Consider the following 24,305-nt stretch of genomic DNA (forward strand, 5'->3'; position numbering starts at 1 on the left):
GGTGCCTGCGCCCACACGTCCCGCTTCCGCCCGGCCCGTTTCTGCCCGGTTGGCCCCCACCCGCCTGGGCGTGGCCTTTCTGGGCCTGATCGTGGTCACCCTGATCGGCTGCATCAACTACGCGCTGAGCCTGGGCTACGGGATCACCTTCCTGCTGGGCGGGGTGTGGGTGGTCGCGGCGGCGCACGCGACCCGGGCCGGGCGGTCGCTGGAGGCGGCGCTGGACGCCCCCGCCGAGGCGGTCGCCGGAACGGAGGCGGCCTTCACCGCCCGCCTGAGCCACCGTGGGGGCCGCCGGGGTCCGGGCCTGACGGTCCGGGTCCAGGCCCGCGCGGGGCAGGGGCAGCCCCGCGTGACGGTGTGGGTCCCGGCGGGGGGCACGCTGACCGCCCGGCTGCCGGTGCCCGCCGGGGCGCGCGGCCAGCTGACCCTGACCCGCCCGGAAGCGGTGGTCCTCGATCCGCTGGGCCTGTGGGAGGTCAGGCGCGACCTGCCGCCGCCGGAGCCTCTGCCGGTCTTTCCCGCGCCCGAACGGGACGCGCCGTCCCCGCCGGTCCGGTCTGTGCCGGGCGCCGGCGAGCAGGACCGGCGCGTCTCCGGCGACGAGGAGTTCAGCGGCCTGCGTCCCTACCTGCCCGGCGACTCGCCCCGGCAGGTGTCGTGGCGCCACGCGGCCCGTACCGGCGCCCTGCTGACCCGCGAGACCGACGCGCCCGCCGGGGCCGCTGCCCTGGCCCTGAACTGGGCGGACACGGCGGCGCTGGGCGACCCCGAAGCCCGGCTTTCCCGGCTGGCGGCGTGGGTGGGGGCGGCGCGGCGAGCGGGCACGCCGTTCAGCCTGAACCTGCCGGGCCGGGCGCTGCCGGTCGGCGCAGGCGAGGGCCACGCGCGGGCGGCGCTGGCGCAGCTGGCGGCCTTTCCGCCCGTGCCCGCCGCACCCCTGCCCCCGCGCCCGCGCCCGCGCCCGAAAAAGCTTCCGCCCCCGCCTCTGCCGGGAGCGCCGCTGCGCTTCACGCTGTTCGCGCTGGCGGTGGCGCTGGCTCCGGCGGCGCTGCGGCAGCCCTGGTGGCTCACGGCGCTGATCGTGGGCGTGCTGGGCTACAGCGCGGCCCGGACCCGGGTGGCCCGGACCCGGCGGCGTCTGCCTGCTCCCCATCCCGCGCTGCTGGGCCTGGCGGCGGGGGCAGGGCTGGTGCTGCTGAACGCCTCGTTCGGCACGCTGCTGGGCCGTGACGCGGGTACGGCGCTGCTGGGGCTGCTGGTCGCCCTCAAGGCCGCCGAGACGCGCACCCGCCGCGACGCCCGGCTGCTCGCGCTGCTGGGCGTGTTCGTGACCCTGACCCATTTCTTCTTTGGGCAGGGGCCGCTGGCGGCGGCGCACGCGCTGCTGAGCGTGGGCCTGCTGCTCGCCGCGCTGGTGGCCTGGACCGTGCCCCCCCCTGCCGCCCCCACCCCGGCACACTCCCCGCTGCGCCCCGCCGCCGCGCTGACCCTTCAGGCGCTGCCGCTCGCCGCGCTGCTGTTCGTGCTGTTTCCCCGGCCCGACGCGCCCCTGTGGCAGCTTCCGGTTCAGGACGCGGCCCGCACCGGCCTGGCCGATCAGGTCAGCGCGGGCGACTTTGCCAGCCTGGCCCAGAACCGCGCGGTGGCCTTCCGGGCCGACTTCGCCGGAGCGTTGCCGGACCCCGCCCAGCGGTACTGGCGCGGCCCGGTCTACGAGGCCTACGACGGCCTGCGCTGGACCCAGGTCCGGGTGCCGGGGGCGGCGCCCAGCCTCGACCCCTTCGGCCCGACCCTGAGTTACACGCTGGCGCTGGAACCCAGCGGCAAGCCCTGGCTGCTCGCGCTGGACACGCCGACCGCTCTGCCGCCGGGGGCGCTGCTCACGACCGCTTTTCAGGCCGTCACCCCGCGCCCCGCCGCCACCCGCACCCGCCTGAGCTTCCAGAGCCGCGCCGCGCGGCTGGGCGTGCGGGAAGACCCCGGCCGCCTGAACTTCGCCCTGCACCTGCCGGAAGGGGAGAGTCCGCGCGCCCGCGCCCTGGGGCTGTCGTGGCGCACGCTCCCGCCGCCCGAGCGGGTGGAGGCGGCACTGGCCTTCTTGCGCGCCGGGGGCTTTACCTACACCCTGACGCCCCCGACCCTGCCGCAGCGCGACCGGGTGGACGCTTTCCTCTTCGGCACCCGCGCGGGCTTTTGCGAGCATTACGCCTCGGCCTTCGCGGTGCTGCTGCGGGCGGCGGGACTGCCCACCCGGCTGGTGGGCGGTTACCTCGGCGGCGAGCCGGGGCTGGGCGGCGACTACCTGATCGTGCGCCAGCAAGACGCGCATGCCTGGACCGAGGTGTGGCTGCCGGGCCAGGGCTGGGTGCGGGTGGACCCCACCGCCGTGGTCGCCCCCGCGCGGGTCAACGCCGGGCTGGACACCGCCCTGACCCGCCCCGCCGCGACCGCCGCGCCTCCCCCGGACACCCTGCGCCGCGCCGCGCTGCGCCTCGACGCCCTCCAGACCCGCTGGAACACCTGGGTCGCCGGGTACGACGGCGGGCAACAGCGCGCCCTGCTGGCCCGGGTGGGGCTGGGCGGGGTCGGCGGCTCCGGGTACCTCGTCGCCGGGGCTGGGCTGCTCGCGCTGGCGCTGCTGCCCACGCTGCTCACGGCGCTGCGGCGTCCGCGCCCTGCCGACCCCGCCGCCCGGCTGCTCGACGACCTCACCCGCCGCCTGCGCCTGCCGCGCGCCCCCGGCGAGACGCCCGGCGACTATGCCCGCCGCGCCGCCCAGAAACACCCGGCCCAGGCCGCCGCGATTGCCGCAGCCGTCGCCGCCTACCACGCGGCCCGTTACGGCCTGCACCCGGGCGCGGCCGAGTTGCGGGCGCTGCGGACGGCGGTGCGCCGGGTCCGGCGCAGAGGCTGAGGGGCGCGGCGCCCGCCCGCTGGCGGTCGGCGGCTCAGGAGATTGCCGGGCGCGTTCCGTCGCCCTCCGGGTCACTCCTCCGGCGCCGCTCCCTCCAGGTCCTCGCCCAGCAGCGCGGCGCGTTCCTGCGGCGTCAGGGCGGCCATCACCCGGCGCAGCACCACGTCCACGGCCTGATCGGCGCTCTCGTCGAGGGTCAACCCGTCGAGCAGCGGCACGTCCTCGCGCGCGGCGAGTTCTTCGAGGTAGTCCTGCATCACGCGGATTTCCTCGAAATAGCGCATGTAGCGGTGCAGCGGGCGGCTGGCGGCCGTCTCCTGGTCGCGCGCCTCGAAGTGGCGGCGGTGCTCCTGCTCGTCCGGCAGGGTCACCAGCATGGACACGATCAGCGCGCCCGCGTAGTCGCTTGCCCGCAGGTAACCCGGCACCAGATGCACGCCCTCCAGCACTAGGCTGGTGCCCTCCTCGATGGCCCGCCGCACGACCGCGCCCAGCCCCACGCTGACCTGCTGCACCTGATCGCGAAAGCCCGCCAGCAGTTCCTCGCGGGTGGGTTTCTGGGGGTGGGGGGTGCCGGGCGGCAGCAGGGCTTCCCAGGCGTTGAAGGTGCTGGCGTGCAGCCCGGGGACCAGTTCGCGCGAGACGGTCGCGCGCATGACCTGCCGGATCGCGTCGGTGCCCACCACCCGCGTGATCCCCAGGCGGTAGGCGACCTCGGCGGCCAGAAAGCTCTTGCCGGTGCCGCTCACGCCGCCCAGCAGCACGACCAGGGGCCGGGGCGGGCGGCGAATGACCCGCAGCAGGCGGTAGCGTGCGCTCACGTCGGGGCCGACCTCGTCGCGCAGCAGGGCTTCGACCTTCTCGCGGATGGCCTGGCGGGTCACCAGCCGGTCCTCGCTGCCGCGCAGGTCGCGCTGGGTCACCCGGGCGACCTTGCGCGCCACGTCGGGGGCCACGCCCGCCGCCAGCAGCGACTGCACCAGCAGCCCCTTGCTGAAGGGCGCGGGCGTCCCGCCGTCCCCGCTGACCCCCAGCTTGCCCCGGTTGCGCTGCAAGAAGCGGTAGGTCAGGCGCATGTGCTCGCCGTAGCGCTCGGCCAGCAGCGCCTCGGTCAGCGCGTCGAGGTCCGGGACGCTGATCTCGCGCGCGCCCGACTGCCGCAGCCGCACGTCCGCCGCGCTCGCCACGGCGTAGGCGTCGCGCGGGGGCAGGCCGGTGTCCTCCAGCGTGCGCGCCAGCACGCCGCGGCTGAAGGGCAGCGTGCCTTTCTTGGCCGTCACCGGGATGTCGAAAAAAGCGGGGGTCTGCCGGGCGGCGGCGTCCGCGACCTCGTCTCCGGCCAGCCCGCGCGCCTGCTCGACCATCAGGGCCTGCAACTCGGCGGGGCTGACCACGCTCCTGCGCGCGTGCCGCAGCGCCTGCTCGACCCGCCGCGCCGCCGCCGCCGCGACCGCGCCGCTCGCGCCCGCGTTCACCAGCGACTCCACGACCAGCCCCCGGCTGAAGGGCCAGCCGTGCCGGGCGCTGCCGACGGTGAGTTCAGGTTGGGTCATGTCAGCGGGCCTCTCCTGGCCCCCGCGCGGGAACCGGGGGGCATTCTACGGGCGATTCCCAGGGGGCGTGGCCCCTTTTGCCCTTCCAGGGGGCCGCCTCAGGGGGTGCGGGGGGCGGGCGGCGGCCCCTCGCGGCGTAACGCCCCTTCCAGCAACAGGTTGAGCGCGAGGCGGGTTTCTTCTTGCAAGGTGCGGTCGGTGCCGTAGGCGCTCCAGCGCAGGGCGACCATCAGGTAGGTGTCCGCGATCAGGTTGCTGATGCGCTGGAGGCTCAGGTCGGTGCGGATCATGCCGGCCTGGTGCAGCGGGCGCAAGATCAGCTCGATCACCTTGCTCAGCGGCAGCGCCTGGTAGGCGGTGCGGGCGCGCTCGGGGTTGGGGTTCATCACCTCGTAGGCCAGCGGCGGAAAGAGGTCACGCTCGCGGCCGTTTTCCTCGGCCAGCTGGTCCCAGACCTCGTACAGCACGGTCAGCGGCGGCGTTCCGGCGGCCAGGCGCGCTTCCGCCTGGTCGCGCAAGCGGTCCATCACCTCGCTGCCGTAGTCGAGCAGCACCGCTTCCTTGTAGGGGTAGTAGTTGAAAAAGGTGCCGCGCGAGACGTTGCTGGCCCGCGCGATGTCGGTCGCGGTGGTCGCCTGAAAGCCGCCGCGCTTGAACAGGTCGAGGGCCACGCTGTAGATCCGCGCGCGGCGGCGTTCCTTCTGGCGCTCCCGGAGCGACGACGAATCCATGATTCCCCACGTATAGCGCGTGCGGTCCAAAATTGCACCCCGTTCAAGGTGAGGGGGCGCGGGCGTCCTGGGCCGGAGTCTCAAGGCCGGGTTAGAGAAAAGAGAGCCTGTGGGCGCCCAGGCTCAGCGATGCTGGCCGCATGGACAAGCCCGTCACCCCCCGCGTGCATGGCCTGATCGACTACGCCGCCTGCGCCCTGATGGTCGCCGCGCCGCAGCTGCTGAGGCTCAGCCCCAAGGCGCGCACGGCGTCCTACGCGCTGGCCGGGTCCTACCTGGGCGTGAGCACCCTGACCGACTACCCGGTCGCCGTGCGCCGCCTGATTCCCTTTCCGGTGCACGGCAAGATCGAACTGTCGACGGTGCCCGTGCTGCTGCTGCTGGCCGGGTTGGGGCATGGCGCCCGCGACCGGGGCTATTTCCTGGGGCTGGCGGGCACCGTGCTGGGCGCCTACGCCCTGACCGACTGGCAGGCCGACCCCGACGCCTGAGGCGGGGAAAGGGCCTACGGCTCGAAGGTGTCCTGAAAGGTGTAGCGGTCGCCGCGCACCCAGTAGTTCACGTACGATACCCGCCGCGCGCCGCTGTAGGTCGTGCGCCGCAGCAAGAAGGCGGCGGTACCCAGCGGAACCCGCAGCAGGTCGGCTTCCTCCTGGCGCAGGTTGACCGCTTCCAGGTTCTGCTCGACACGGGTGAGGGGCACCCCCAGACCGATCATCACCTCGTGGATGCTCTCGGCGCCGAGATGGTGGTCGAGCAGCGACGGCGCCAGGGCAGCGTTGATGTAGCGCTTCTCGATCACCAGCGCCTCGTCGCCCGCCGTCCGCAGGCGGTGGACGAAGATCACCGGGTCGCCCGCCTCCAGTTGCAAGACGGCGGCGATCTCGGCGGTCGAGCCGATCTGCATGGCGCGCAGCACGGTGGTGCGGTGCTCGGGGTGGCGCGCCCACTCCTTGAAGGGCCGCACCCGGAACATCCCCTGCCGGAAGCGTTTGCCGGTCGGAAAGGTCCCGGCGCCCTGCACCCGGTACACGTAGCCCTCGCGCTCCAGCTCGTCGATGGCGCGGCGGGCGGTCATGCGCGAAACCTCGAACTCGCGGGCGAGCTGCGGCTCGCTGGGCAGGGGCAGGCCCTCCAGGTAATGCCCTCCCAGGAGGCGGTCTTTGAGGGTGGTCTTGATCAGCGGGTACTTCGCCATGCTTGCCTCCGGACCCTTCCAGGACCCCACGTCGCTCGCGGCGGGTGGTCACTACGCACTCATCTTAGAGTTGGTGTCCACAGTACACAAGCGCCTGGACCGGGTCACGCCCGCAGGAACAGCCGGACGCGGGCACCGGAGTCGTTCCCAGGGCGGCGGGCGGGATAAGCCTGTCTCGGCAGCGGGGACGGGGTGCCCGCCGGGCGGGGAGGCGCGCCTCAGCCGCCGATATGCGACATCTCGACCTTGCTGGCCGTGGTGGCGCGCTGCCCCGGGGTCATCTCGCCGCGTTCCTCGCTGTAGCGGTCCTGGCGCTCCTGCCACACGCCGGCGATCCGGCCACGCAGCTCGGCGTCGGAGGCCCCGGCCCGCAGGGGCGCCCGCAGGTCGGTGCCGCTTCCCGCGAAGAGGCAGGTGTACAGCACGCCCACCGCCGAGAGCCGCGCGCGCGAGCAGTCGCCGCAAAAGGGGGCCGTGACCGAGGAGATCAACCCGACCTCGTGCCCTTGCGGGTCCAGGTGGCGCGCGGCGACCTCGCCCCGGTAGCTGGGGGTCACGGGCCGGAACTCCGCGCCCGTGCCGTCCGCGCTGAGCCGCGCCAGCACCTCGCGCGAGGGCACCACCGCGTCCAGATTCCAGCCGTTGTGGTTGCCCACGTCCATGAACTCGATAAAGCGCACGACCGCCCGTTCGCGCAGCGCCAGCCACAGGTCGCGCAGGCCCGCGTCGTTCACGCCGCGCTGCACGACCGTGTTGACCTTCACGCCCAGCCCGGCCTGAAGGGCGGCCTCGATGCCGTCCAGCACCCGCTCGGGCCAGACGCCCAGGCCGTTCATGCGCCCGAAGACCTGCGGGTCGAGGCTGTCGAGGCTGACCGTCACGCGCCCCAGCCCTGCCCCCTTCAGGTCGCGGGCCAGGCGCGGCAGCAGCAGCCCGTTGGTGGTGAGCGCCACGTCCTGCACGCCGGGCAGGCGGCTGAGGGCCGCGATCAGCTCCGGCAGGTCGCGCCTCAGCAGCGGTTCTCCCCCCGTGACGCGCAGCTTGCGCACGCCCAGCTCCACGAAGACCCGGCTCAGGCGCGTGATCTCCTCGAAACTCAGCAGCTCCTCGCGCGGCAAAAAGGCGTGGTCCGGCCCGAACACCTCGGCGGGCATGCAGTAGGTGCAGCGCAGGTTGCAGCGGTCGGTCACGCTGATCCGCAGGTCGCGCAGGGGCCGGTTCAGCCGGTCGGAGGGCACGGTCCCACCATACGCGCGCCCGCAGGCCGGATTGGCGAACTGGGCCACGCTGACCTCGCCCCCGCGCTGGCCCCGGACGCGGGCACAGGGGGCCGCCGACTGTTCCGCCGCCAGGAACGCGGACGTTACACCCGGTTCATTGATTTCACGTTAAGGCAGTCCTACCCTGCGAGGCGATCCAGCAATTCAGCCGCGCGGCCCCTGCGGCCTGCGCCCCCACCTCCTTCTCTCCACGTCGCTGCCTGTTCCGGAGGTCCGTATGACCGTTTCCCGTCTGCCGTCCACCACCGCGCCGACACGCAACCCGGCCTACGCCCGGCTGGTGGCCGAGCGCAACCGCTTCACGGTCATCATGACGGTGACCTTTCTGGTGCTGTACTTCCTGCTGCCGGTGCTGGCCGGGTACAACAAGCCCCTGATGGCGACCAAGGTGTTCGGGAACGTGACCTTCGGGTACGTGTTCGCCTTCGCCGAGTTTGCAATGGGCTGGATCATGGCGGCGATCTACGTGGTCAAGGCCAGGACCTTTGACCGTCTGGCGCGGGAGGCCCTCCAGTGACCTTCCTGCTGGCCGCCGTGATCGTGGCGATCACGCTGGGCATCACCTTCTGGGCCTCGCGGCGCAACACCAGCGCCAGTGACTTTTACGTGGCGGGCGGGCGCATCAGCGCGGGGCAAAACGGGATCGCCATCGCCGGAGATTACATGAGCGCGGCGTCCTTCCTGGGGATCACCGGCCTCATCGCCCTGAACGGCTACGACGGCTTCATGTACTCGGTGGGCTGGTTTATCGCCTACCTCACGGTGCTGTTCATCGTGGCCGAACCGCTGCGGAACCTCGGCAAGTACACCCTGGCCGACATGCTGGTCTACCGCCTGAAAGACCCCCGTGTGCGGACCTACGCGGCCGTGAGCACCATCGTCGTGAGCGCCTTTTACATGATCGCGCAGGTCGTGGGCGCCGGGTCCCTCATCAGCCTGCTGTCGGGCGGGGTGCTGACGCCCAGCCTCGCCATCCCGCTGGTCGGCGTGCTGATGATCATCTACGTGGTGGTGGGCGGGATGCTCGCCACGACCTGGGTGCAGATCATCAAGGCCGTGCTGCTGATGTTCGCCACCATCGTGATGACCGTGCTGATCCTGAACGCCTTCGGCTGGAGCTTTTCCAACCTGCTGGGCAACGTGGAGCGCCTCAACGGCCCCGAGTTCCTGGGCGCGGGCGTGTTGTACAAGAACCCCATCGACCTGATCAGCCTCAGTCTCGCGCTGGTGCTGGGCACCGCCGGGCTGCCGCATATCCTGGTGCGCTTCTACACCGTGCCCACCGCGCAGGACGCCCGCAAGAGCGTGGTGTGGGCGATGGTCCTGATCGGCGCCTTTTACGTGATGACCGCCTTCCTGGGCAACGCCGCGAACGTGCTGGTGGGCCGCGCGGACATCGCGGAAGCGAACGCGGCGGGCAACATGGCCGCGCCGCTGCTGGCGCAGGAGCTGTTCGGCGGCGCCGGGACCGTGGGCGGCGAGTTCGGGCTGGCCTTCGTGACGGCGGTGGCCTTTGCGACCATCCTGGCGGTGGTGGCCGGGCTGACCATCGCGGCGAGCACCTCCTTTACCCACGACATCTACAAGGGCGTGATCCGCAAGGGCCAGGCCACCGAGAAAGAGGAGTTCCGGGTGGCGCGGCTCGCCACGGTCGCGGTCGGCATCATCGCGATTGGGCTGGGGTTGCTGGCGCAGTCGCAGAACGTGGCCTTTCTGGTCGCGCTGGCCTTTGCCATCGCCGCGAGTTCCAACCTGCCGGTGATTCTCTTCACGCTGTTCTGGCGCCGGTTCAACGCGACCGGGGCGATCTGGGGCATCGTGGGCGGCATTCTGACCTGCCTCGCCCTCATCGCGGTCGGCCCCAACATCATGGGCGTGGACCCGCCCGAGAAGCTCACTGCCCGTCACCCCATCCAGGCCGCGCCCCTCTTCCCGCTGGGGAACCCCGGCATCGTGTCCATCCCGGCAGGCTTCGCCTTCGCCGCGTTGGGCACCCTGATCGGCGCCCGCCGCCGCGAGGGGCAAGACGAGCAGGCCTTTGAGGAGATGCAGTTCCGCGCCTACACCGGGGCCGGAGTTGACGGCACGGTCGCGGCGCACGACTGAGACGCGCGGCCCCGGCCCCGACCCCCGGCCTCGTGCCGGGGGTCGCGTGCCAGCGCCGAACCCGCAGGTCCTGAGCTTGAATCCGGTGCAGTACCCCCGGCGGAACAGCAGACCCCCCGTTCCCGACCCCGGCGCTAGAGTGGCCCCACACGCATCCCGGCAGCCCGTTCCAGACGCCAGAGCGGCGTTCTTTTCCCGGAGGCTTCCCATGTCCGAGCACCCCGTCAACGACCACATCGACAACCTGCTGCACGAGCGCCGGGTGATCGCGCCTCCCGGGGACTTCGTGGCCCGCGCCCGCGTCTCGCGTGGGGAGTACGACCAGATGTACCGCCGCAGCCTCGACGACCCCGACGGCTTCTGGAGCGAGGTCGCCGGGGAACTCGCCTGGATGACCCCCTGGGAGCGGGTGCTCGACTGGGAAGAACCGCACGCCCGCTGGTTCGTGGGCGGCCAGACCAACGTGGCCTACAACGCCCTCGACCGCAACGTGCAAGCGGGGCGCGGCGACAAACGCGCGATTGTCTGGGAGGGCGAGGACGGCGAGGTCCGCACCCTCACCTACGCGGAGCTGCTGCGCGAGGTGAGCCGGGCCGCGAACGCGCTGACCGCGCTGGGCGTGCAAAAGGGCGACCGGGTGACCCTCTACCTGCCCCTGATTCCCGAAGCGGCGGTCGCCATGCTCGCCTGCGCCCGCATCGGGGCCGTTCACAGCGTCGTGTTCGGCGGCTTCTCGGTCTCGGCGCTGGCCGACCGCATCACCAATGCGCAGAGTAAGGTGCTGATCACCGCCGACGCGGGGCAGCGCCGGGGCAGCCTCGTGAACCTCAAGGCCAACGCCGACGAGGCCGCGCGAAGTGCCCCCAGCCTCGAAAAGATGCTGGTGGTGTGCCGCGCGGACTGCGGCGTGCCCATGCAGCCGGGCCGCGACGTGTGGTGGCACGAGGCGCTGGCTGCCGCCGGGGACGAGCACGAGGCGGCGGCGCTGGACAGCGAGCATCCCCTCTTTCTGCTGTACACCTCGGGCAGCACCGGGCAGCCCAAGGGCGTGCAGCACACGACCGGCGGGTACATGGTGGGCACCTACCTGACCACCCGCACGGTCTTCGACCTGCGCGAGGAGGACGTGTACTGGTGCACTGCCGACGTGGGCTGGGTGACCGGGCACTCGTACAGCGTGTACGGCCCCCTCCTGAATGGCGCGACGGTGCTGATGTACGAGGGCGCGCCCAACCACCCCGACTGGGGCCGCTTCTGGCAGCTCGTGGAAAAGCACCGCGTGAGCATCCTCTACACCGCCCCGACCGCGATCCGCTCCTTTATGCGCCAGGGGGACGCGGTGCCCGGCAGGTACGACCTGAGCAGCCTGCGTCTGCTGGGGTCGGTGGGCGAGCCGATCAACCCTGAAGCGTGGATGTGGTACTGGCGCGTGATCGGCGGGGGGCGCTGCCCGGTGGTGGACACCTGGTGGCAGACCGAGACGGGCGCGATCATGCTGACCACCCTGCCCGGCGCGCACCCCAGCAAGCCCGGCAGCGCGGGATTGCCGATGTTCGGCGTCGAACCCGCCATCATGACCCATGCGGGCGAGGAACTCGGCCCCGACGACGGCGGCCTGCTGGTGATCAAGCGGCCCTGGCCCTCGATGCTCCGCACGATCTACGGCGACGACGAGCGCTACCGCAAAAGCTACTGGAGCGAGATTCCGCACGTGTACTTCGCCGGGGACGGCGCCCGCCGCGACGCCGACGGCTACGTCACCGTGATCGGCCGGGTAGACGACGTGCTCAACGTCTCCGGGCACCGCCTGGGCACCATGGAGATCGAGTCGGCGCTGGTCGCGCACCCCAGCGTCTCGGAGGCCGCCGTGGTCGGCCGCCCCGACGAGGTCAAGGGCGAGTGCGTGGTCGCCTTCGTGCTGCCCCAGAGCGGCCAGCAGGTGGATCCCGCCGCCCTGCGCGCCCACGTCAGCCGCGAGATCGGCGCCCTGGCCCGCCCCGACGCGATCATCGTCGCGGACGCCCTGCCCAAGACCCGCAGCGGCAAGATCATGCGCCGCTTCCTGCGCCAGATCGCTGCCGGGCAGCCGGTCCAGGGCGACACCAGCACCCTGGAAGACCCCAGCGTCCTCGACCGCCTGGCCGCCACCCCGACGACCTGAGGTCGGGCGGGGGAGGAGACGTTCCCTTCCCCCGGCTAGCGCCGTCAACCCGGGGAACGGCGCGCGGCAGGCGCGCAGGCCAAAGGAAAAACCCCCATCGCTGGGGGCTTCCTTGCTGGCTCGGCAGGTTGGGGTCGAACCAACGACCGTCCGATTAACAGTCGGATGCTCTGCCACTGAGCTACTGCCGAATACTGCCGGGTGGCGTCTGCGCCGTTTCAGGCGCGAGAGGGAGAGTAGCACGCGCCCTCGCCGCTTTGCAAGCCTGGGCTTCAGGCCTGGGCGCCACCCGGCATGATCGTGCGGGGGTTCACGCCCAGGCGGTCGAGCGCCGCCTGCCAGCGCTGCCCGGCGGGCACGTCCCACAGCAGCTCCGGGGTGTCCTGCTCTACCCACAGCCAGGTGCCCTCGCGCGCCTCCTCGGTAAGCTGGGCGGGTCCCCAGCCGGTGTAACCCAGCAGCAACATGTAGGGCTGCCCCGAGGCCATCACCGCGTGCAGCACGTCCAGGCTGCTGGTCACCAGCAACTCGGGCGCCAGCCGCACCTCGCCCGGCAGGTCCAGCGCCCGGCGGTAGAGGCACCAGCCCACGCCGGGATCGACCGGGCCGCCCGCCCAGGCGCTGCCAGCCGTCCCGCTTTCTGCGGGAGCGTCGGGCAGCAGGTCCTGCACGCGCTGTTCCAGCGGCGCGTTGATCAGCAGGCCCATCGCGCCGGTCTCGTCATGCTCCAGCAGCAGAATCACGGCGCCCTCGAAGGCGCTGCCCCGCAGGTGGGGGCTGGCGACCAGAAACGTCAGCGGCACGGTCATCTCCCACAGGATAAGGGGGCCGGGGGCGCGGGGCTACCGGCCATGAACGAAGCCTGGGCCTGCGCGGAGACCCCCCGCTGCCCCGGCGCCCACGACAACCTCCCGCCACACGGGGGTGACGGGAGGCCGGGTGAGAAGCGGGGCTTACGCGCTCGCGCCAGGGCTGCGGCGGGCCGTCTTGCGCCCCCTGGCGGGGGGCGGGGGGGTGACGCCGCTGCCGTCGCGCGGAGTCTCCAGCGCCTTCAGGCCGCCGACCAGGGCCACGTCGAGCACCTCGTCCAGCGTCTCGCAGGGGTGGAAGCGCATCGAGGAGCGCAGGTGCAGCGGGATGTCGCGCAGGTCGGGTTCGTTGGCCTTGGGCATGATGATGTGCTTGATCCCTGCGCGCCGGGCACCCAGCACCTTTTCCTTCAGGCCGCCGATGGGCAGGTAACGCCCGGTCAGGGTCATCTCGCCGGTCATCGCCACGTCGTGCCGGGCAGGAATCCCGCTCAGCGCAGAGATGAGAGAAGTCGCCATCGCGCCGCCCGCGCTGGGGCCTTCCTTGGGAATCGCCCCGGCGGGCACGTGGATATGAATCTCGGAGTTGTCGATCCGCTCGCGGTCGAGGTGAAACCGCTCGGCGTTGCTCTTGGCGTAGGTCAGCGCCGCACGGGCCGACTCCTTCATCACGTCCCCGAGCTGGCCGGTCAGCACCAGCCCCTTGCCAGGCATCACCGAGGTCTCGACAAAGAGGATGTCGCCGCCGACCGGCGTGTAGAACATGCCGGTGGACACGCCCACCTTGTCCTCGTTGCCTTCCGTCTCGGGGGTATAGCGGCTCTGGCCCAGGTAGCGGTCGAGTTCCTTGTCGGTGACCTTGACGCGCTTGACCTCCCCGGTGGCGATGCGGCGGGCGACCTTGCGGGCCACCGTGCCGATCTCGCGCTCCAGGTTGCGCACGCCCGCCTCGCGGGTGTAGTGGCTGATCAATCTCTCCAGCGCCGCGTCGGTGAAGGAGATCTGGTTGGCCTTGAGGCCGTTCTGCGTGAGCTGGCGGGGCAGCAGGTAGCGTTTGGCGATCTCCAGCTTCTCCTGCTCGATGTACGAGGAGAAGTCGATGACCTCCATGCGGTCCATCAGTGCCGCCGGAATCTGCTCGGGGTAGTTCGCAGTGGCGATGAACATGACCTCGCTGAGGTCAAAGGCCACGCCCAGGTAGTGGTCGGTGAAGTGCTGGTTTTGCGCGGGGTCCAGAACTTCCAGCAGCGCCGCCGAGGGGTCGCCCTGGTAGGAGCTGCCCAGCTTGTCTACCTCGTCGAGCAGAATCACCGGGTTCTTGGTGCCCGCCGTCCGCATGCCCTGAATCAGGCGGCCGGGCATCGCGCCGATGTAGGTGCGGCGGTGGCCGCGGATGTCCGACTCGTCGCGGGCGCCGCCCAGCGCGATCCGCACGTACTTGCGCCCCAGCGCCTTGGCGATGGACTGCGCGATGCTGGTCTTGCCCACCCCGGGAGGCCCGGTGAACACCAGAATCGGCCCCTTGTTGACCTCGGCGGCGTCGAGTTCGCCGCGCCCGGCGCGTTCCTGGCGCAATCGGCGCACCGCCAGGAACTCCAGCACCCGGTCCTTGACCTTCTCCAGGCCGTAGTGGTCCTCGTCCAGGATCTTGGCCGCCTCCTGCACGTCGAGGCGGTCGTCGCTGCGCACGTTCCAGGGCAGCTCGGTCACCCAGGTCAGGTAGGTGCGGATCACGGACGCCTCGGCCGCGTCGGGGTGCATCCGCGCCAGGCGGTTGATCTCGCGGTCGATCTCCTTTTTGATCTCGGGCTTCAGCTCCAGCGCGTCGATCTTGGTGCGGAAGGCTTCGGCCTCGTCGGCGTCCTCGCCGTCCTCGCCGCTGCCCTGCAACTCCTTCTGGATGACCTTCATCTGCTCGCGCAGGTAGTACTCGCGCTGGTTCTTGTCGATCTCTTCTTTGACCTGCGCGCGAATCCGGGCCTGCACGGCCTGCACTTCCTGCTCGGTGTCCAGCAGGGTCAGCACCCGGCGCACCCGGTCGGTCAGGCGCGCGGCTTCCAGAATCGCCTGCTTGTCTTCCAGCTTGAAGTCGAGGTTAAAGGCGATGTGGTCGGCCATCTCGCCGGGATCGTCCTTGCCCTGGATCGCCTGGACGCTCTCGGCGCTCACCTTGCCGCCCCCGGCGACGAGGTCGAACTTCTCGCGCAGCTCGCGGGCCAGGGCCTGGAGTTCCACCGGGTCGCCCGTCTCGGTCGGCAGCGCCTCCACGTCGGCGCGCAGGAAGTCACCCCGGGTGTAGCGGGTGACCTTGGCGCGCGAGACGGCGGCGACCAGCATCTGCACGGTGCCGTCGGGGTTCTTGCGGACGCGCAGGACGTTGCAGGCGGTGCCCACGTCGTAGAGGTCGGCGCCCTGCGGGTCGTCCACGTCCTTGTCCCGCTGCGACACGATCAGGATGACCTTGTCGCTCTGCATCGCCGCCTCGATCGCTTGAATGGACAGCGCGCGGCTGGCGTCGATGTGCTGCACCATCGTGGGGTAGATGACGCTGCCGCGCACCGGGCACACGGGCACGTTGGCGGGCAGCGGGGTGGGGGTCTGTTCGGTGGGCATGGAGGCTCCTTTCGCCCGAGATCGTTCTGGGGAGGGGTCTACCGGCGACGAAAATGCCAGGAAACTTGAGTGCAACTATATCAAGTTTTCGTTGAGCACACAAGGCACGCACGGGGGCGTGCCGGGTGGCCTGGAGCGCGTCTGCCACGCCAAAACGGTACGCCCTGGCGCCTGACGCCGCGTACGGGTCAGCCTGACTCAACGTTTAGTGTTGGGTGTGGCCCCCGCCTAGGCCAGCAGGCTGCGGGCGATAATCAACTTCTGGATCTCGCTGGTGCCCTCGTAGATGCGCAGCAATCTCTGGTCGCGGTAGTAGCGCTCGACGGGCGAGTCCTTCATGTAGCCCATGCCGCCCGCGACCTGCACGGCCCGGTCGGCGACCTGCGAGAGCATCTCGGTCGCGTGGTACTTGGCGACGCTCGCCATGCGGCGCACGTCCTGGCCCTGATCGACCATCCAGGCGACTTTCTGCCACAGCAGGCGGCTGGTCTGAATCGCGATCTCCATCTCGGCCAGCATGAACTGCACCGCCTGAAACTCGCCGATGGGTTGCCCGAACTGCTCGCGGGTCTGGGCGTGCGCCACCGAGAGGTCGAGCAGGCGCTGCATCGCGCCCGTCGAGCGCGCGGCGATCCCCACCCGCCCGTTTGTCAGGATGCCCAGCGCCTCGCGGTAGCCCAGGTGCTCGGGGCCGAGCAGATTGGCGGCCGGGATCTCGGCGTCCTGAAAGATCACCTCGGCGGACAGCGCCCCCTTTTGCCCCATCTTCTCGTCGATCTTGCCGATGCTGACGCCGGGCGTGCGCTGCGGCTCGACCAGAAAGGCGCTCATGCCGCGTGTGCCCTGGGCGGGGTCGGTGACCGCGATGACCGTGAGCAGGCCCGCGATGGGCGCGTTGGAGATGTAGTGCTTGGTGCCGTTGAGCACGTACACGTCGCCGCGCTTCTCGGCCCGGGTGCGGATGTTGGCCGCGTCGGACCCGCTGCTGGGTTCGGTGATGGCAAACCCCGCGACGCACTCGCCAGTCGCCATGCGCGGCAGGAACCGGCGCTTTTGCTCCTCGGTGCCCAGCCGCACCAGTCCGCTGGTGCCGATGGAGGCGTGCGCGCTGATGACGCCGCCGAAGCCCATGTGCCCCTGCCCCAGCGCCTCGTAGGCGGCGCAGCGGCCCAGCGCGCTCAGGCCCACGCCGCCGTACTCCTCGGGAATGCTCAGCCCGAACAGGCCGAGGTCGGCGGCCCCACGCAGCAGCTCGGGCGGCACGCTGTTGGTGGCCTCGATCTCGTGGGCGCGCGGTTCGACCACGTCCAGCATGAAGGCGCGGACGGTCCCCTGCACTTCCCGCAGGTCCTCGGGCAGATTGAAATCCATAGGTGGGGACAGGCTACGCCTGCGGGGGGGCCGTGGGTAGTGGCCGTGGGTCGTGGGAGGTGGGCCGGGGCAAAAGCCAAGGATGCCGTCCGCCCTGCTTTTCGCGCCCGTCTCTTTCGCGCATTGACACCCCGCCTCCCCCCAACTAAGATGTGTAAGCCCGCGAGGGCGCGTGCGGTGGGTTTAGCTCAGTTGGTTAGAGCGCCGCTCTGTGGAAGCGGAGGCCGGGGGTTCAAGTCCCCTAATCCACCCCAACACCCCCCGGGAGCTGCCAGGCGCGGCCCCCGGGGCTTTTTTGTTTCTGACGTGCGGGGATGGCGGAACTGGTAGACGCACCAGACTTAGGATCTGGTTCCCGTAGGGAGTGAGGGTTCAAGTCCCTTTCCTCGCACCACACTTGTCTGAAAGCGGATTTGGCGGCCCCCGGAGTCCCGGCGGGCCGCCTGCTGCGTGCCTGTCCGGCATCGGTGGGGCGCAGTCGCGCGCCGGGTGCCCGAGGCACTATGATGCGCGGCGGCATGTCGCGCGCCCGCGCCCCTTTCCGGCGGGGGACCGCCGACACAGGCACACGAGGAAAACGCCACACCGCGCCCAGCGCGCTATGAGGGTGGCGGCAAGATGGGAGACGTCATGGCAGAGCTGATCAGTAGAGATGGCAACAAGGTAAGTTTCCGGGTCGCGGTGCCTGCCGCAGAGGTGAGCCGCGCCTATGAGCAGGTCTGGGCCGGACTCTCGCGCGACGTGCGCGTGCCCGGCTTCCGGCCCGGCAAGGCGCCGCGCAAGGTCCTCGAAGGCCGGGTGGGCAAGGGCTACGTGGAAAACGAGGTCCGTGACCGCCTGCTTCAGGTCCACTACCCGCAGGCCGCCCGCGAGCTGAAGCTCAACCTGGTGGACGCGCAGATCGACCCCGAGACCCTCGCCAGCGGTCAGACCTTCACCTTCACGGTGCGCGGCGAGACCTACCCGGAAGTCACGCTGGGCGACTGGCGCTCGGCACAGCTCACGGCCGCCGCGCCCGACATCACCGACGAGGTGCTGGAGCGCACCCTCTCGGACCTCCAGGAGCGCAACGCGACCTTCAGCGCCGCCGAGCGTCCCATCGAGGCCGGAGACCAGGTCACCATCGAGGAACTGGGCGAGGAGGGCGGGTCCTACCCCGTCTACCTCGACGTGGCCGAGGCCCATGTCCGCGACGCGTTGCTCGGCAAGAACGTCGGTGACGAGGTCGAGATCACCGTGCCCGCGCACAGTCACGGCGACCACGAGCATCCTGAGCACACGGTCCGCGTGCGGGTGCAGGGCGTGCAGACCAAGCAGCTTCAGGCCCTGGACGACGAGTTCGCGAGGAGCCTGAACTTCGACTCGCTGGAGAAGTTGCGCGCCGACCTGAAGACCGAGCTGGAGCGCCGCGCGACCCAGGAGGGCGACGCCGCCCGCCGCGAGGAGTTCGTGGGCCAGCTTGTGGAGGGGATGCAGGCCGAGATTCCCCAGGCGCTGCTCGACCGCCGCAAGGAAGCGATGCTGGAAGAGATCCGCGACGACCTGGGCCGCCAGGGCGTGAAGTGGAGCGAGTACGAGACCTTCATGCAGGAGCAGGACAAGCTGGGCGAATTCATGGCCGACCTCGCCAAGAACGCCGAGAGCCGCGTGAAGCGCGACCTGGCGCTGGAGCAGCTGGCCGAGGACCTGAACGTGCAGGTCAGCGACGCCGAGTTCAACGCCACCATGAGCGGGCTGGCCCAGGCCAACAACCTGACCCCCCAGCAGCTCAGCACCCAGCTCGGCCCCAACGGCATCAACGCCTACTACGTCAGCCTGGTGCGCGAAAAGGCCCTCCAGCAGGCCCTGGGGCAGCTGAGCGGCGCGGCGCAGGCCCAGACGCAGCAGGCGCAGGCTGAGGGGACCGAGGCGACCGAAACGCCCGCCGAGGCTCCGGCCGCCGAAGGGCAGGGCAGCGCGGCCGAGGGCGCTCCGGAGCAGGGCGAGCAGCAGACCGAGCAGACCGAACAGAAGAGCGAGTAAGCTGCTCGGCCCCCGGCGGGGGCAGGGGAGAGGGGGGGCGTGTCCGAAGAGGGGCGCGCCCCCCGCTCGCTTGCTGGACCTGCGGCCCCGTTTCCCCACTGGGCTGAGTAAGGTGGAGCATGGCGCTCTCCTCGGCCAGCCCCCCACTCGTCCTGGCCCGCCTGCTGACCGGGCTGATCGGGGGCCTGGTGCTGGCGCAGCTTTTGGAGGTGGTGCTGACCTGGCCCCAGACGGGGCTGGAGGACATCCCACCGCTGTTTTGGGGGGTGTTCGGGCTGGCCTTTTCCCCTCTGGTGTTCTTGCCGTACTGGCGGTACGTGGGCTGGCTGCGGGCCGCAGCGGCGCAGCGGGCGACCGACACCGACCGGGTGCGGGTGAGGCGCTGGGCGGCGGTTTGGCTGGTGTTCACCCTGGCTGGGGCGATCGGGTTGCTGGGCAGTGAGGTCGCCGCCCGGCTGCGGCTGGGGCTGTGGGCCGACGAGGCGCTGGCCGCCAGCTGGAAGGGCCAACCGTGGTGGACCCTGGGCTTCAGCGCGGTGGGCGCCGTGGTCAGCGTCGGCCTGCTGGCGGAGCTGCGCGGCTGGGTGGAGGCCCACAGCCGCACGCAGGGCGACCCGGCGGCGCAGGCCCGTCGGCTCTCGCCCCGGTTGCCTGTCCTGACGGCCTGGGTCCGCGCCGGACAGCTGTGCTTGCTGGTCGGCCTCCTGCTGACGCTGACGCAGTTGGCTGCTGCCGGGGACCTCGGCGGATGGCCGGGCCTCCTGGCGGCGGTGCTGACCACGGGCCTGGAACTGCTGGTCCTCGAGTACAGCCTACGGTTCGCTCGGGCGAGCGCTGCCCCGCCGCCGGGTGCGCTGCCGCCAGGCGAATCGGCAGCCGGTTGAACCCCGTCCAGACCCGCCCCAAATTGATTGAACAGCTGTTCAAAGAATGTTAGCGTCTGGGCATGACCCCTTCCCCACGCTCCTCTCTGGGCATCACCGCTCTGGGCAGTTACGTTCCGGGCCGGATCGTGACGAACGCGGAGTTCGAGGCCCGCATCGAGACCAACGCCGAATGGATCGAGAGCCGCACCGGCATCCGCGAGCGCCGCTTTGCCGCCCCTGACGAGTACACCTCCGACGTGGGGGTGGCCGCCGTGCGCGACCTGCTGGCGCGCGACCCGGACGCGCTGCGGGACGTGGACGCCGTGATCTGCGCCACCGTCAGCCCCGACGCGCTGATGCCGTCCACGGCGGCGCTGATCGCCATGCAGGTGGGCCTGACGGGGGCCGCCGCCTTTGACCTCTCGACCGCGTGCAGCGGCTTCGTGTACGGCCTGAGCGTGGCGCAGGGTTTGATCCTGGCAGGCACCGCGCGCCGGGTGCTGGTGGTCGGCGCCGAGGCGCTGTCCAAGATCGTCGACCAGGACGACCGCAACACCGCGATTCTCTTCGGCGACGGCGCGGGCGCGGCGGTGGTGGGCGAGGTGCCCCTGGGGTACGGGTTCCAGGAGTTCGTGCTGGGGGCGGACGGAGCAGGCGGTTCCAGCCTGTACCTGCGCTGCGCCGCGCCCCGGCTGCCGGGCGGCTTCGAGATGGGCGAGTCGGTGGGCATGAATGGCCGCGAGGTCTTCAAGTTCGCCGTGCGGGTGCTGGGCGACAGCGGCACCGAGGTTCTCGCCAAGAGTGGCCTGAGCAGCGCCGACGTGGACTGGGTCGTGCCCCACCAGGCCAACGTCCGCATCATCGAGGCGGCCAACGAGCGCTTCGGGGTGCCCATGAGCAAGACAGTGGTGAACCTTGACCGCTACGGCAACACGTCGAGCGCCACGGTGCCGCTCGCCCTGCGCGAGGCCCTCGACGACGGGCGGGTGCACGGCGGGCACCAGTTGCTGCTCGTCGCATTCGGCGGAGGCCTGAGCTGGGCCGCCTGCACGATGAAGTGGTGGGACGGGGCGCCCAGTCTGGTCGCCGGGCAGGCCCAGGCGGCGGCCGGGGTAACCGCGTGAGCGCTCCCCTGAGCGTCCGCATCGCGGCGCTGTTTCCCGGGCAAGGCTCGCACGCGGTCGGCATGGGGGCGGACCTCGCCGCCACCTTCCCCGGGGCCGAGGCCGTGTACGCCGGGGCCGAAGCGGCCCTGCCCGGCCTGCGGACACTGATCGAGACGGGACCACTGGAGGCGTTGACCCTCACCGCCAACCAGCAACCCGCGCTCGTCGCCGCGTCGGTCGCGGCCTACCGGGCGTGGCAGGCGCAGACCGGCCTGACCCCTGCCTTCGCCGCCGGGCACTCGCTGGGCGAGTATTCGGCCCTGGTGGCCGCCGGAGCGCTGGACCTCGGAGACGCGCTGCGGCTCACGCGCAGGCGCGGCGAACTGATGCAGCAGGCCGTGCCAGCGGGCCTCGGCGCCATGAGCGCGGTCATGGGCGACCCGGAAACCGTGCGCGAGGTGTGCGCCTCAGCCTCCGGCATCGTCCAGCCTGCCAACTTTAATGCGCCCACCCAGACCGTGATCTCGGGGGAGAGGGGGGCTGTGGACGCCGCCGCCGCCGAACTCAAGGCGCGCGGCCTCAAGGTGATCCCCCTCAAGGTCAGTGCCCCCTTTCACTGCCCGCTGATGCAGCCTGCCCAGGACGCCCTGACGCCGGGGCTGCACGCGGCGGCCTTTGCCCCCCTGGCCTTTCCGGTGTACGCCAACGTCACGGCCGCGCCGAACCTCGACCCTGCGGCGCTGCCCGGCCTGCTCGCTGCCCAGATCACCGGGAGCGTGCGCTGGGTGGAGACGATTCTGGCGCTGGCGGCCGCCGGGGCCGACCTGTTCGTCGAGTTCGGCCCCGGCACGGTGCTGACCGGCCTGGTGAAGCGGATTTTGCCCGACGCCCGCACGCTGAACGTCGGGACGGTGGAGCAGGTCCGGGACTTCGCGCTGCCGGCGGCGAGCGCCCAGCCCTGAGCTTTTTTCCGGGGGTGGCTGGCGGCTCCCCGCTGGCTGCCTTTTTCCAAGGAGTGTCATGACCCAAGCTGAATCCCAACCCCACAAGATCGCCCTCGTGACCGGCTCCAGCCGGGGCCTGGGCCGCGCGATGGCCCTCTCGCTCGCCGGGGCAGGTTTCGGCGTGGCCGTTCACTACGGCCGCAACCAGGCGGAAGCCGAAAAGGTCGCGGAAGAGATTCGCGCCCTCGGCGTGCCGGTGGCCGTCTTCGGCGCCGACCTCTCGGTGCCCGCGAATGCCGGAACGCTGGTCGAGACCGTGATCAAGGACATGGGCCGCCTCGACGTGCTGGTCAACAACGCCGGGATCACCCGCGACACCCTCGCCGTCCGCATGAAGGATGAGGACTGGGACGCCGTGCTGGACACCAACCTGGGCAGCGCCTTCGCGGCCAGCCGCGCGGCCCTCAAGCACATGATGCGTGCCCGCTCGGGACGCATCGTCAACATCGCCTCGGTGGTCGCGCTGATGGGGAATCCCGGTCAGGCCAATTACGTCGCGAGCAAGGCCGGACTGATCGGGCTGACCAAGGCGCTGGCCAAGGAGTACGGCGGGCGCGGCATCACCGTGAACGCGGTCGCGCCGGGCTTCATCGAGTCCGACATGACCGCGCAGCTTCCCGGGGACGTGCAGAAGGCGTATCTGGGCGGCATCCCCCTGGCCCGCTTCGGCAGGGCCGAGGAAGTCGCCGCCCTCGTCGCCTTCCTGGCCTCCGACGCGGCCGGGTACATCACCGGGCAGACCATCGGGGTGGACGGGGGGCTGTCGCCCCACTGAACGGCCCACACCGGGCACGCCACATTGGGCGCTTGAACCCCGTCCAGGCTTTTTCGCAGCGGCGGGCCGCGCGTGTAGACTGGCGCGAGAATTCAGTTTCGAGGAGGTATTCAACATGGCAACTTTTGAGGACGTGAAAGACGTGATCGTCGACAAGCTCGGCGTGGACGCGGACAAGGTGACCCCCGAAGCCCGGTTCGTCGAGGACCTGGGCGCCGACAGCCTGGAGACGGTGGAGCTGATCATGGGTCTGGAAGACCGGTTCGGCGTGTCCATCAGCGACGAGGACGCCGAGAAGATCCGCACCGTGCAGGCCGCCGTCGACTACATCGGCGCCCAGCAGTAAGTCCGGGCGCGCAGCAGGCAAACGCGAGCTGGGACCGGGCGGCGCGGGGGGGCAAGACTCCCTGCACCGCCCGGCTCCTTTTCGCCGCAGGCACAGGAGTTCGCGCGGGTGGGGTCAGCGGCGCCGCCCCCGCAGGAAGGCAGGGAGAGCATGACCATCACGGGACTCAAGCGGGTCGTCATCACGGGGCTGGGGCCGGTGACGCCTCTCGGGACGGGCGCGCAGGCGTTTGCACAGGCGCAGCGCGCGGGCAAGAGCGGCATCGGGCCGATCACGCATTTCGACCCCGCCGACGTGGCGAGCAAGATCGCGGGCGAGGTGCGCGAGGACCTCTCCGAGTTCGTGGACCCCCGTGAGGCCCGCAAACTCGACCGCTACGTGCAGCTCGCCCTGGCGGCGGCGGAACTCGCCGTGCGCGACAGCGGCCTGACCGAAGAAGACCTGCGCGGCGAGCGCACCGGCGCCGTGATCGGCTCGGGCATCGGCGGGGTCAAGACCTTCGAGGAACAGGCGGCGGTGCTGCACACGCGCGGTCCCGGGCGCATCAGCCCGATGTTCATCCCGATGATGATCGCCAACATGGCGACCGGGCACGTCGCGATGCGCTACGGGGCGACCGGCCCCAGCAGCACGGTGGTCACCGCCTGCGCGACCGGCACCGGGTCGGTCGGGGACGCGGCGCGCTACATCCAGCTCGGCCTGGCCGACACCATGCTGGCGGGCGGCACCGAGGCGTCGGTCACGCCCATCGCCATCGGGGGCTTTGCCAACATGAAGGCCCTCTCGACCCGCAACGACGCGCCCCAGGAGGCCAGCCGTCCCTTTTCCGCCTCGCGCGACGGCTTCGTGCTGGGCGAGGGTGCGGGCGTGGTCGTGCTGGAGGAATACGAGAAGGCGAAGGCCAGGGGCGCCACCATCTACGCCGAGATCGTGGGCTACGGCACCAGCGCCGACGCGCACCACATCACCCTCCCGGCCCCCGAGGGACGCGGCGCGCAGGTCGCCATGCGGATGGCGCTGGCGACGGCGGGCGTGAACCCCGAGCAGGTGGGGTACATCAATGCGCACGGCACCAGCACCCATTTCAACGACCTGCACGAGACCCAGGGCATCAAGCATGTCTTCGGCGCCCACGCGCACGAACTGGCGGTCAGCTCCACCAAGTCCATGACCGGGCATCTGCTGGGCGCCGCCGGGGCGGTCGAGGCCATCGCGGTCGCGCAGGCGCTGCACGGCGGCGTCCTGCCCCCCACCATCAACCTGACCGACCCCGATCCGCTGCTCGACCTCGACTACATCCCCGAGGGCGCGCGCGAGGTGCAGGTCGAGTACGCCCTGAGCAACTCCTTCGCGTTCGGCGGGCAAAACGCGGCGCTGCTGTTCCGGCGGGTCTGACCGGGGAGAAATTCCCTCTGCGGGAAAGCCGCCCTTCGGCGCTGCCGGGTCA

Annotated in this window: 19 protein-coding genes and 3 tRNA genes; 14 read left to right on the top strand and 8 right to left on the bottom strand. The window is 71.2% G+C overall.

Features of this window, described 5'->3' with window-relative positions; all coding sequences use genetic code 11:
• Nucleotide 1 precedes the first annotated feature (1 nt).
• Nucleotides 2-2,917, top strand: coding sequence for a transglutaminaseTgpA domain-containing protein (locus HNQ09_RS11670; RefSeq protein ID WP_343057769.1), 2,916 nt, complete (start codon nucleotides 2-4; stop codon nucleotides 2,915-2,917).
• 71 nt (nucleotides 2,918-2,988) lie between these two features.
• Here HNQ09_RS11670 and HNQ09_RS11675 read toward each other — a convergent pair whose 3' ends face one another.
• Entirely contained in the window at nucleotides 2,989-4,470 is a 1,482-nt protein-coding gene (locus HNQ09_RS11675; protein WP_184029432.1) for an ATP cone domain-containing protein, read from the bottom strand.
• 98 nt (nucleotides 4,471-4,568) lie between these two features.
• On the bottom strand, nucleotides 4,569-5,201 hold the full coding sequence (locus HNQ09_RS11680) for a TetR/AcrR family transcriptional regulator (protein ID WP_184029434.1): 633 nt from the start codon (nucleotides 5,199-5,201) through the stop codon (nucleotides 4,569-4,571).
• Between the two features lie 140 nt (nucleotides 5,202-5,341).
• Between HNQ09_RS11680 and HNQ09_RS11685 the strand changes: the two genes are divergently transcribed.
• Nucleotides 5,342-5,692, top strand: coding sequence for a hypothetical protein (locus HNQ09_RS11685; protein ID WP_184029436.1), 351 nt, complete (start codon nucleotides 5,342-5,344; stop codon nucleotides 5,690-5,692).
• Between the two features lie 14 nt (nucleotides 5,693-5,706).
• Here HNQ09_RS11685 and HNQ09_RS11690 read toward each other — a convergent pair whose 3' ends face one another.
• Together HNQ09_RS11690 and moaA are read right to left on the bottom strand one after the other, a co-directional pair.
• Nucleotides 5,707-6,399 (bottom strand): GntR family transcriptional regulator, encoded by a 693-nt coding sequence (locus HNQ09_RS11690; RefSeq protein WP_184029438.1) that lies wholly within the window; start codon nucleotides 6,397-6,399, stop codon nucleotides 5,707-5,709.
• A gap of 218 nt (nucleotides 6,400-6,617) precedes the next feature.
• A complete protein-coding gene (gene moaA / locus HNQ09_RS11695) occupies nucleotides 6,618-7,637 on the bottom strand; it encodes a GTP 3',8-cyclase MoaA (protein WP_184029440.1) in 1,020 nt (339 codons plus the stop codon).
• Nucleotides 7,638-7,896: 259 nt separating this feature from the next.
• Between moaA and HNQ09_RS11700 the strand changes: the two genes are divergently transcribed.
• From HNQ09_RS11700 to acs, 3 genes are all read left to right on the top strand, one after another.
• The gene (locus tag HNQ09_RS11700; RefSeq protein ID WP_184029442.1) at nucleotides 7,897-8,196 is read left to right on the top strand and encodes a DUF485 domain-containing protein; all 300 of its coding nucleotides are present in this window, start codon (nucleotides 7,897-7,899) and stop codon (nucleotides 8,194-8,196) included.
• Nucleotides 8,193-9,785, top strand: coding sequence for a sodium:solute symporter family transporter (locus tag HNQ09_RS11705; protein ID WP_184029445.1), 1,593 nt, complete (start codon nucleotides 8,193-8,195; stop codon nucleotides 9,783-9,785). The genes HNQ09_RS11700 and HNQ09_RS11705 overlap by 4 nt, the downstream gene beginning before the upstream one ends.
• Nucleotides 9,786-9,993: 208 nt before the next feature.
• Entirely contained in the window at nucleotides 9,994-11,946 is a 1,953-nt protein-coding gene (gene acs / locus HNQ09_RS11710) for an acetate--CoA ligase (protein WP_184029447.1), read from the top strand.
• A 116-nt stretch (nucleotides 11,947-12,062) separates the two neighbouring features.
• Here acs and HNQ09_RS11715 read toward each other — a convergent pair.
• From HNQ09_RS11715 to HNQ09_RS11730, 4 genes are all read right to left on the bottom strand, one after another.
• Nucleotides 12,063-12,137: transfer RNA gene (locus tag HNQ09_RS11715), tRNA-Asn, on the bottom strand.
• An 81-nt stretch (nucleotides 12,138-12,218) separates the two neighbouring features.
• A complete protein-coding gene (locus tag HNQ09_RS11720; RefSeq protein ID WP_184029449.1) occupies nucleotides 12,219-12,755 on the bottom strand; it encodes a YqgE/AlgH family protein in 537 nt (178 codons plus the stop codon).
• Between the two features lie 144 nt (nucleotides 12,756-12,899).
• Nucleotides 12,900-15,368, bottom strand: a complete 2,469-nt coding sequence (lon, locus tag HNQ09_RS11725) for an endopeptidase La (protein WP_184029451.1) — start codon at nucleotides 15,366-15,368, stop codon at nucleotides 12,900-12,902.
• 228 nt (nucleotides 15,369-15,596) lie between these two features.
• The gene (locus HNQ09_RS11730) at nucleotides 15,597-16,739 is read right to left on the bottom strand and encodes an acyl-CoA dehydrogenase family protein (protein ID WP_184029453.1); all 1,143 of its coding nucleotides are present in this window, start codon (nucleotides 16,737-16,739) and stop codon (nucleotides 15,597-15,599) included.
• 177 nt (nucleotides 16,740-16,916) lie between these two features.
• On the opposite strand from HNQ09_RS11730, the gene HNQ09_RS11735 reads away from it, so the two are divergent.
• The 9 genes from HNQ09_RS11735 (at nucleotide 16,917) to fabF (ending at nucleotide 24,253) form a co-directional block, all read left to right on the top strand.
• Nucleotides 16,917-16,993: transfer RNA gene (locus HNQ09_RS11735), tRNA-His, on the top strand.
• 54 nt (nucleotides 16,994-17,047) lie between these two features.
• Nucleotides 17,048-17,133 (top strand) — tRNA-Leu (locus tag HNQ09_RS11740).
• A 236-nt stretch (nucleotides 17,134-17,369) separates the two neighbouring features.
• Nucleotides 17,370-18,761: a trigger factor gene (gene tig / locus HNQ09_RS11745; protein ID WP_184029455.1), complete on the top strand. Its 1,392-nt coding sequence runs from the start codon at nucleotides 17,370-17,372 to the stop codon at nucleotides 18,759-18,761.
• A gap of 119 nt (nucleotides 18,762-18,880) precedes the next feature.
• Nucleotides 18,881-19,645 (top strand): hypothetical protein, encoded by a 765-nt coding sequence (locus HNQ09_RS11750; protein ID WP_184029457.1) that lies wholly within the window; start codon nucleotides 18,881-18,883, stop codon nucleotides 19,643-19,645.
• Between the two features lie 62 nt (nucleotides 19,646-19,707).
• Nucleotides 19,708-20,751 carry a beta-ketoacyl-ACP synthase III gene (locus HNQ09_RS11755; protein ID WP_184029459.1) on the top strand — a complete coding sequence of 348 codons (1,044 nt, stop codon included), beginning with the start codon at nucleotides 19,708-19,710 and terminating at the stop codon, nucleotides 20,749-20,751.
• Complete coding sequence (fabD, locus tag HNQ09_RS11760; protein ID WP_184029461.1) at nucleotides 20,748-21,695, top strand: ACP S-malonyltransferase; 948 nt, start codon at nucleotides 20,748-20,750, stop codon at nucleotides 21,693-21,695. The genes HNQ09_RS11755 and fabD overlap by 4 nt, the downstream gene beginning before the upstream one ends.
• 58 nt (nucleotides 21,696-21,753) lie before the next feature.
• The gene (fabG, locus tag HNQ09_RS11765; RefSeq protein ID WP_184029464.1) at nucleotides 21,754-22,512 is read left to right on the top strand and encodes a 3-oxoacyl-[acyl-carrier-protein] reductase; all 759 of its coding nucleotides are present in this window, start codon (nucleotides 21,754-21,756) and stop codon (nucleotides 22,510-22,512) included.
• A 115-nt stretch (nucleotides 22,513-22,627) separates the two neighbouring features.
• Nucleotides 22,628-22,858 carry an acyl carrier protein gene (acpP, locus tag HNQ09_RS11770; protein WP_184029466.1) on the top strand — a complete coding sequence of 77 codons (231 nt, stop codon included), beginning with the start codon at nucleotides 22,628-22,630 and terminating at the stop codon, nucleotides 22,856-22,858.
• 150 nt (nucleotides 22,859-23,008) lie between these two features.
• Entirely contained in the window at nucleotides 23,009-24,253 is a 1,245-nt protein-coding gene (gene fabF, locus HNQ09_RS11775) for a beta-ketoacyl-ACP synthase II (RefSeq protein WP_184029468.1), read from the top strand.
• Nucleotides 24,254-24,305 lie beyond the last annotated feature (52 nt).

It is taken from the genome of Deinococcus budaensis (assembly GCF_014201885.1).
GTDB lineage: Bacteria > Deinococcota > Deinococci > Deinococcales > Deinococcaceae > Deinococcus > Deinococcus budaensis.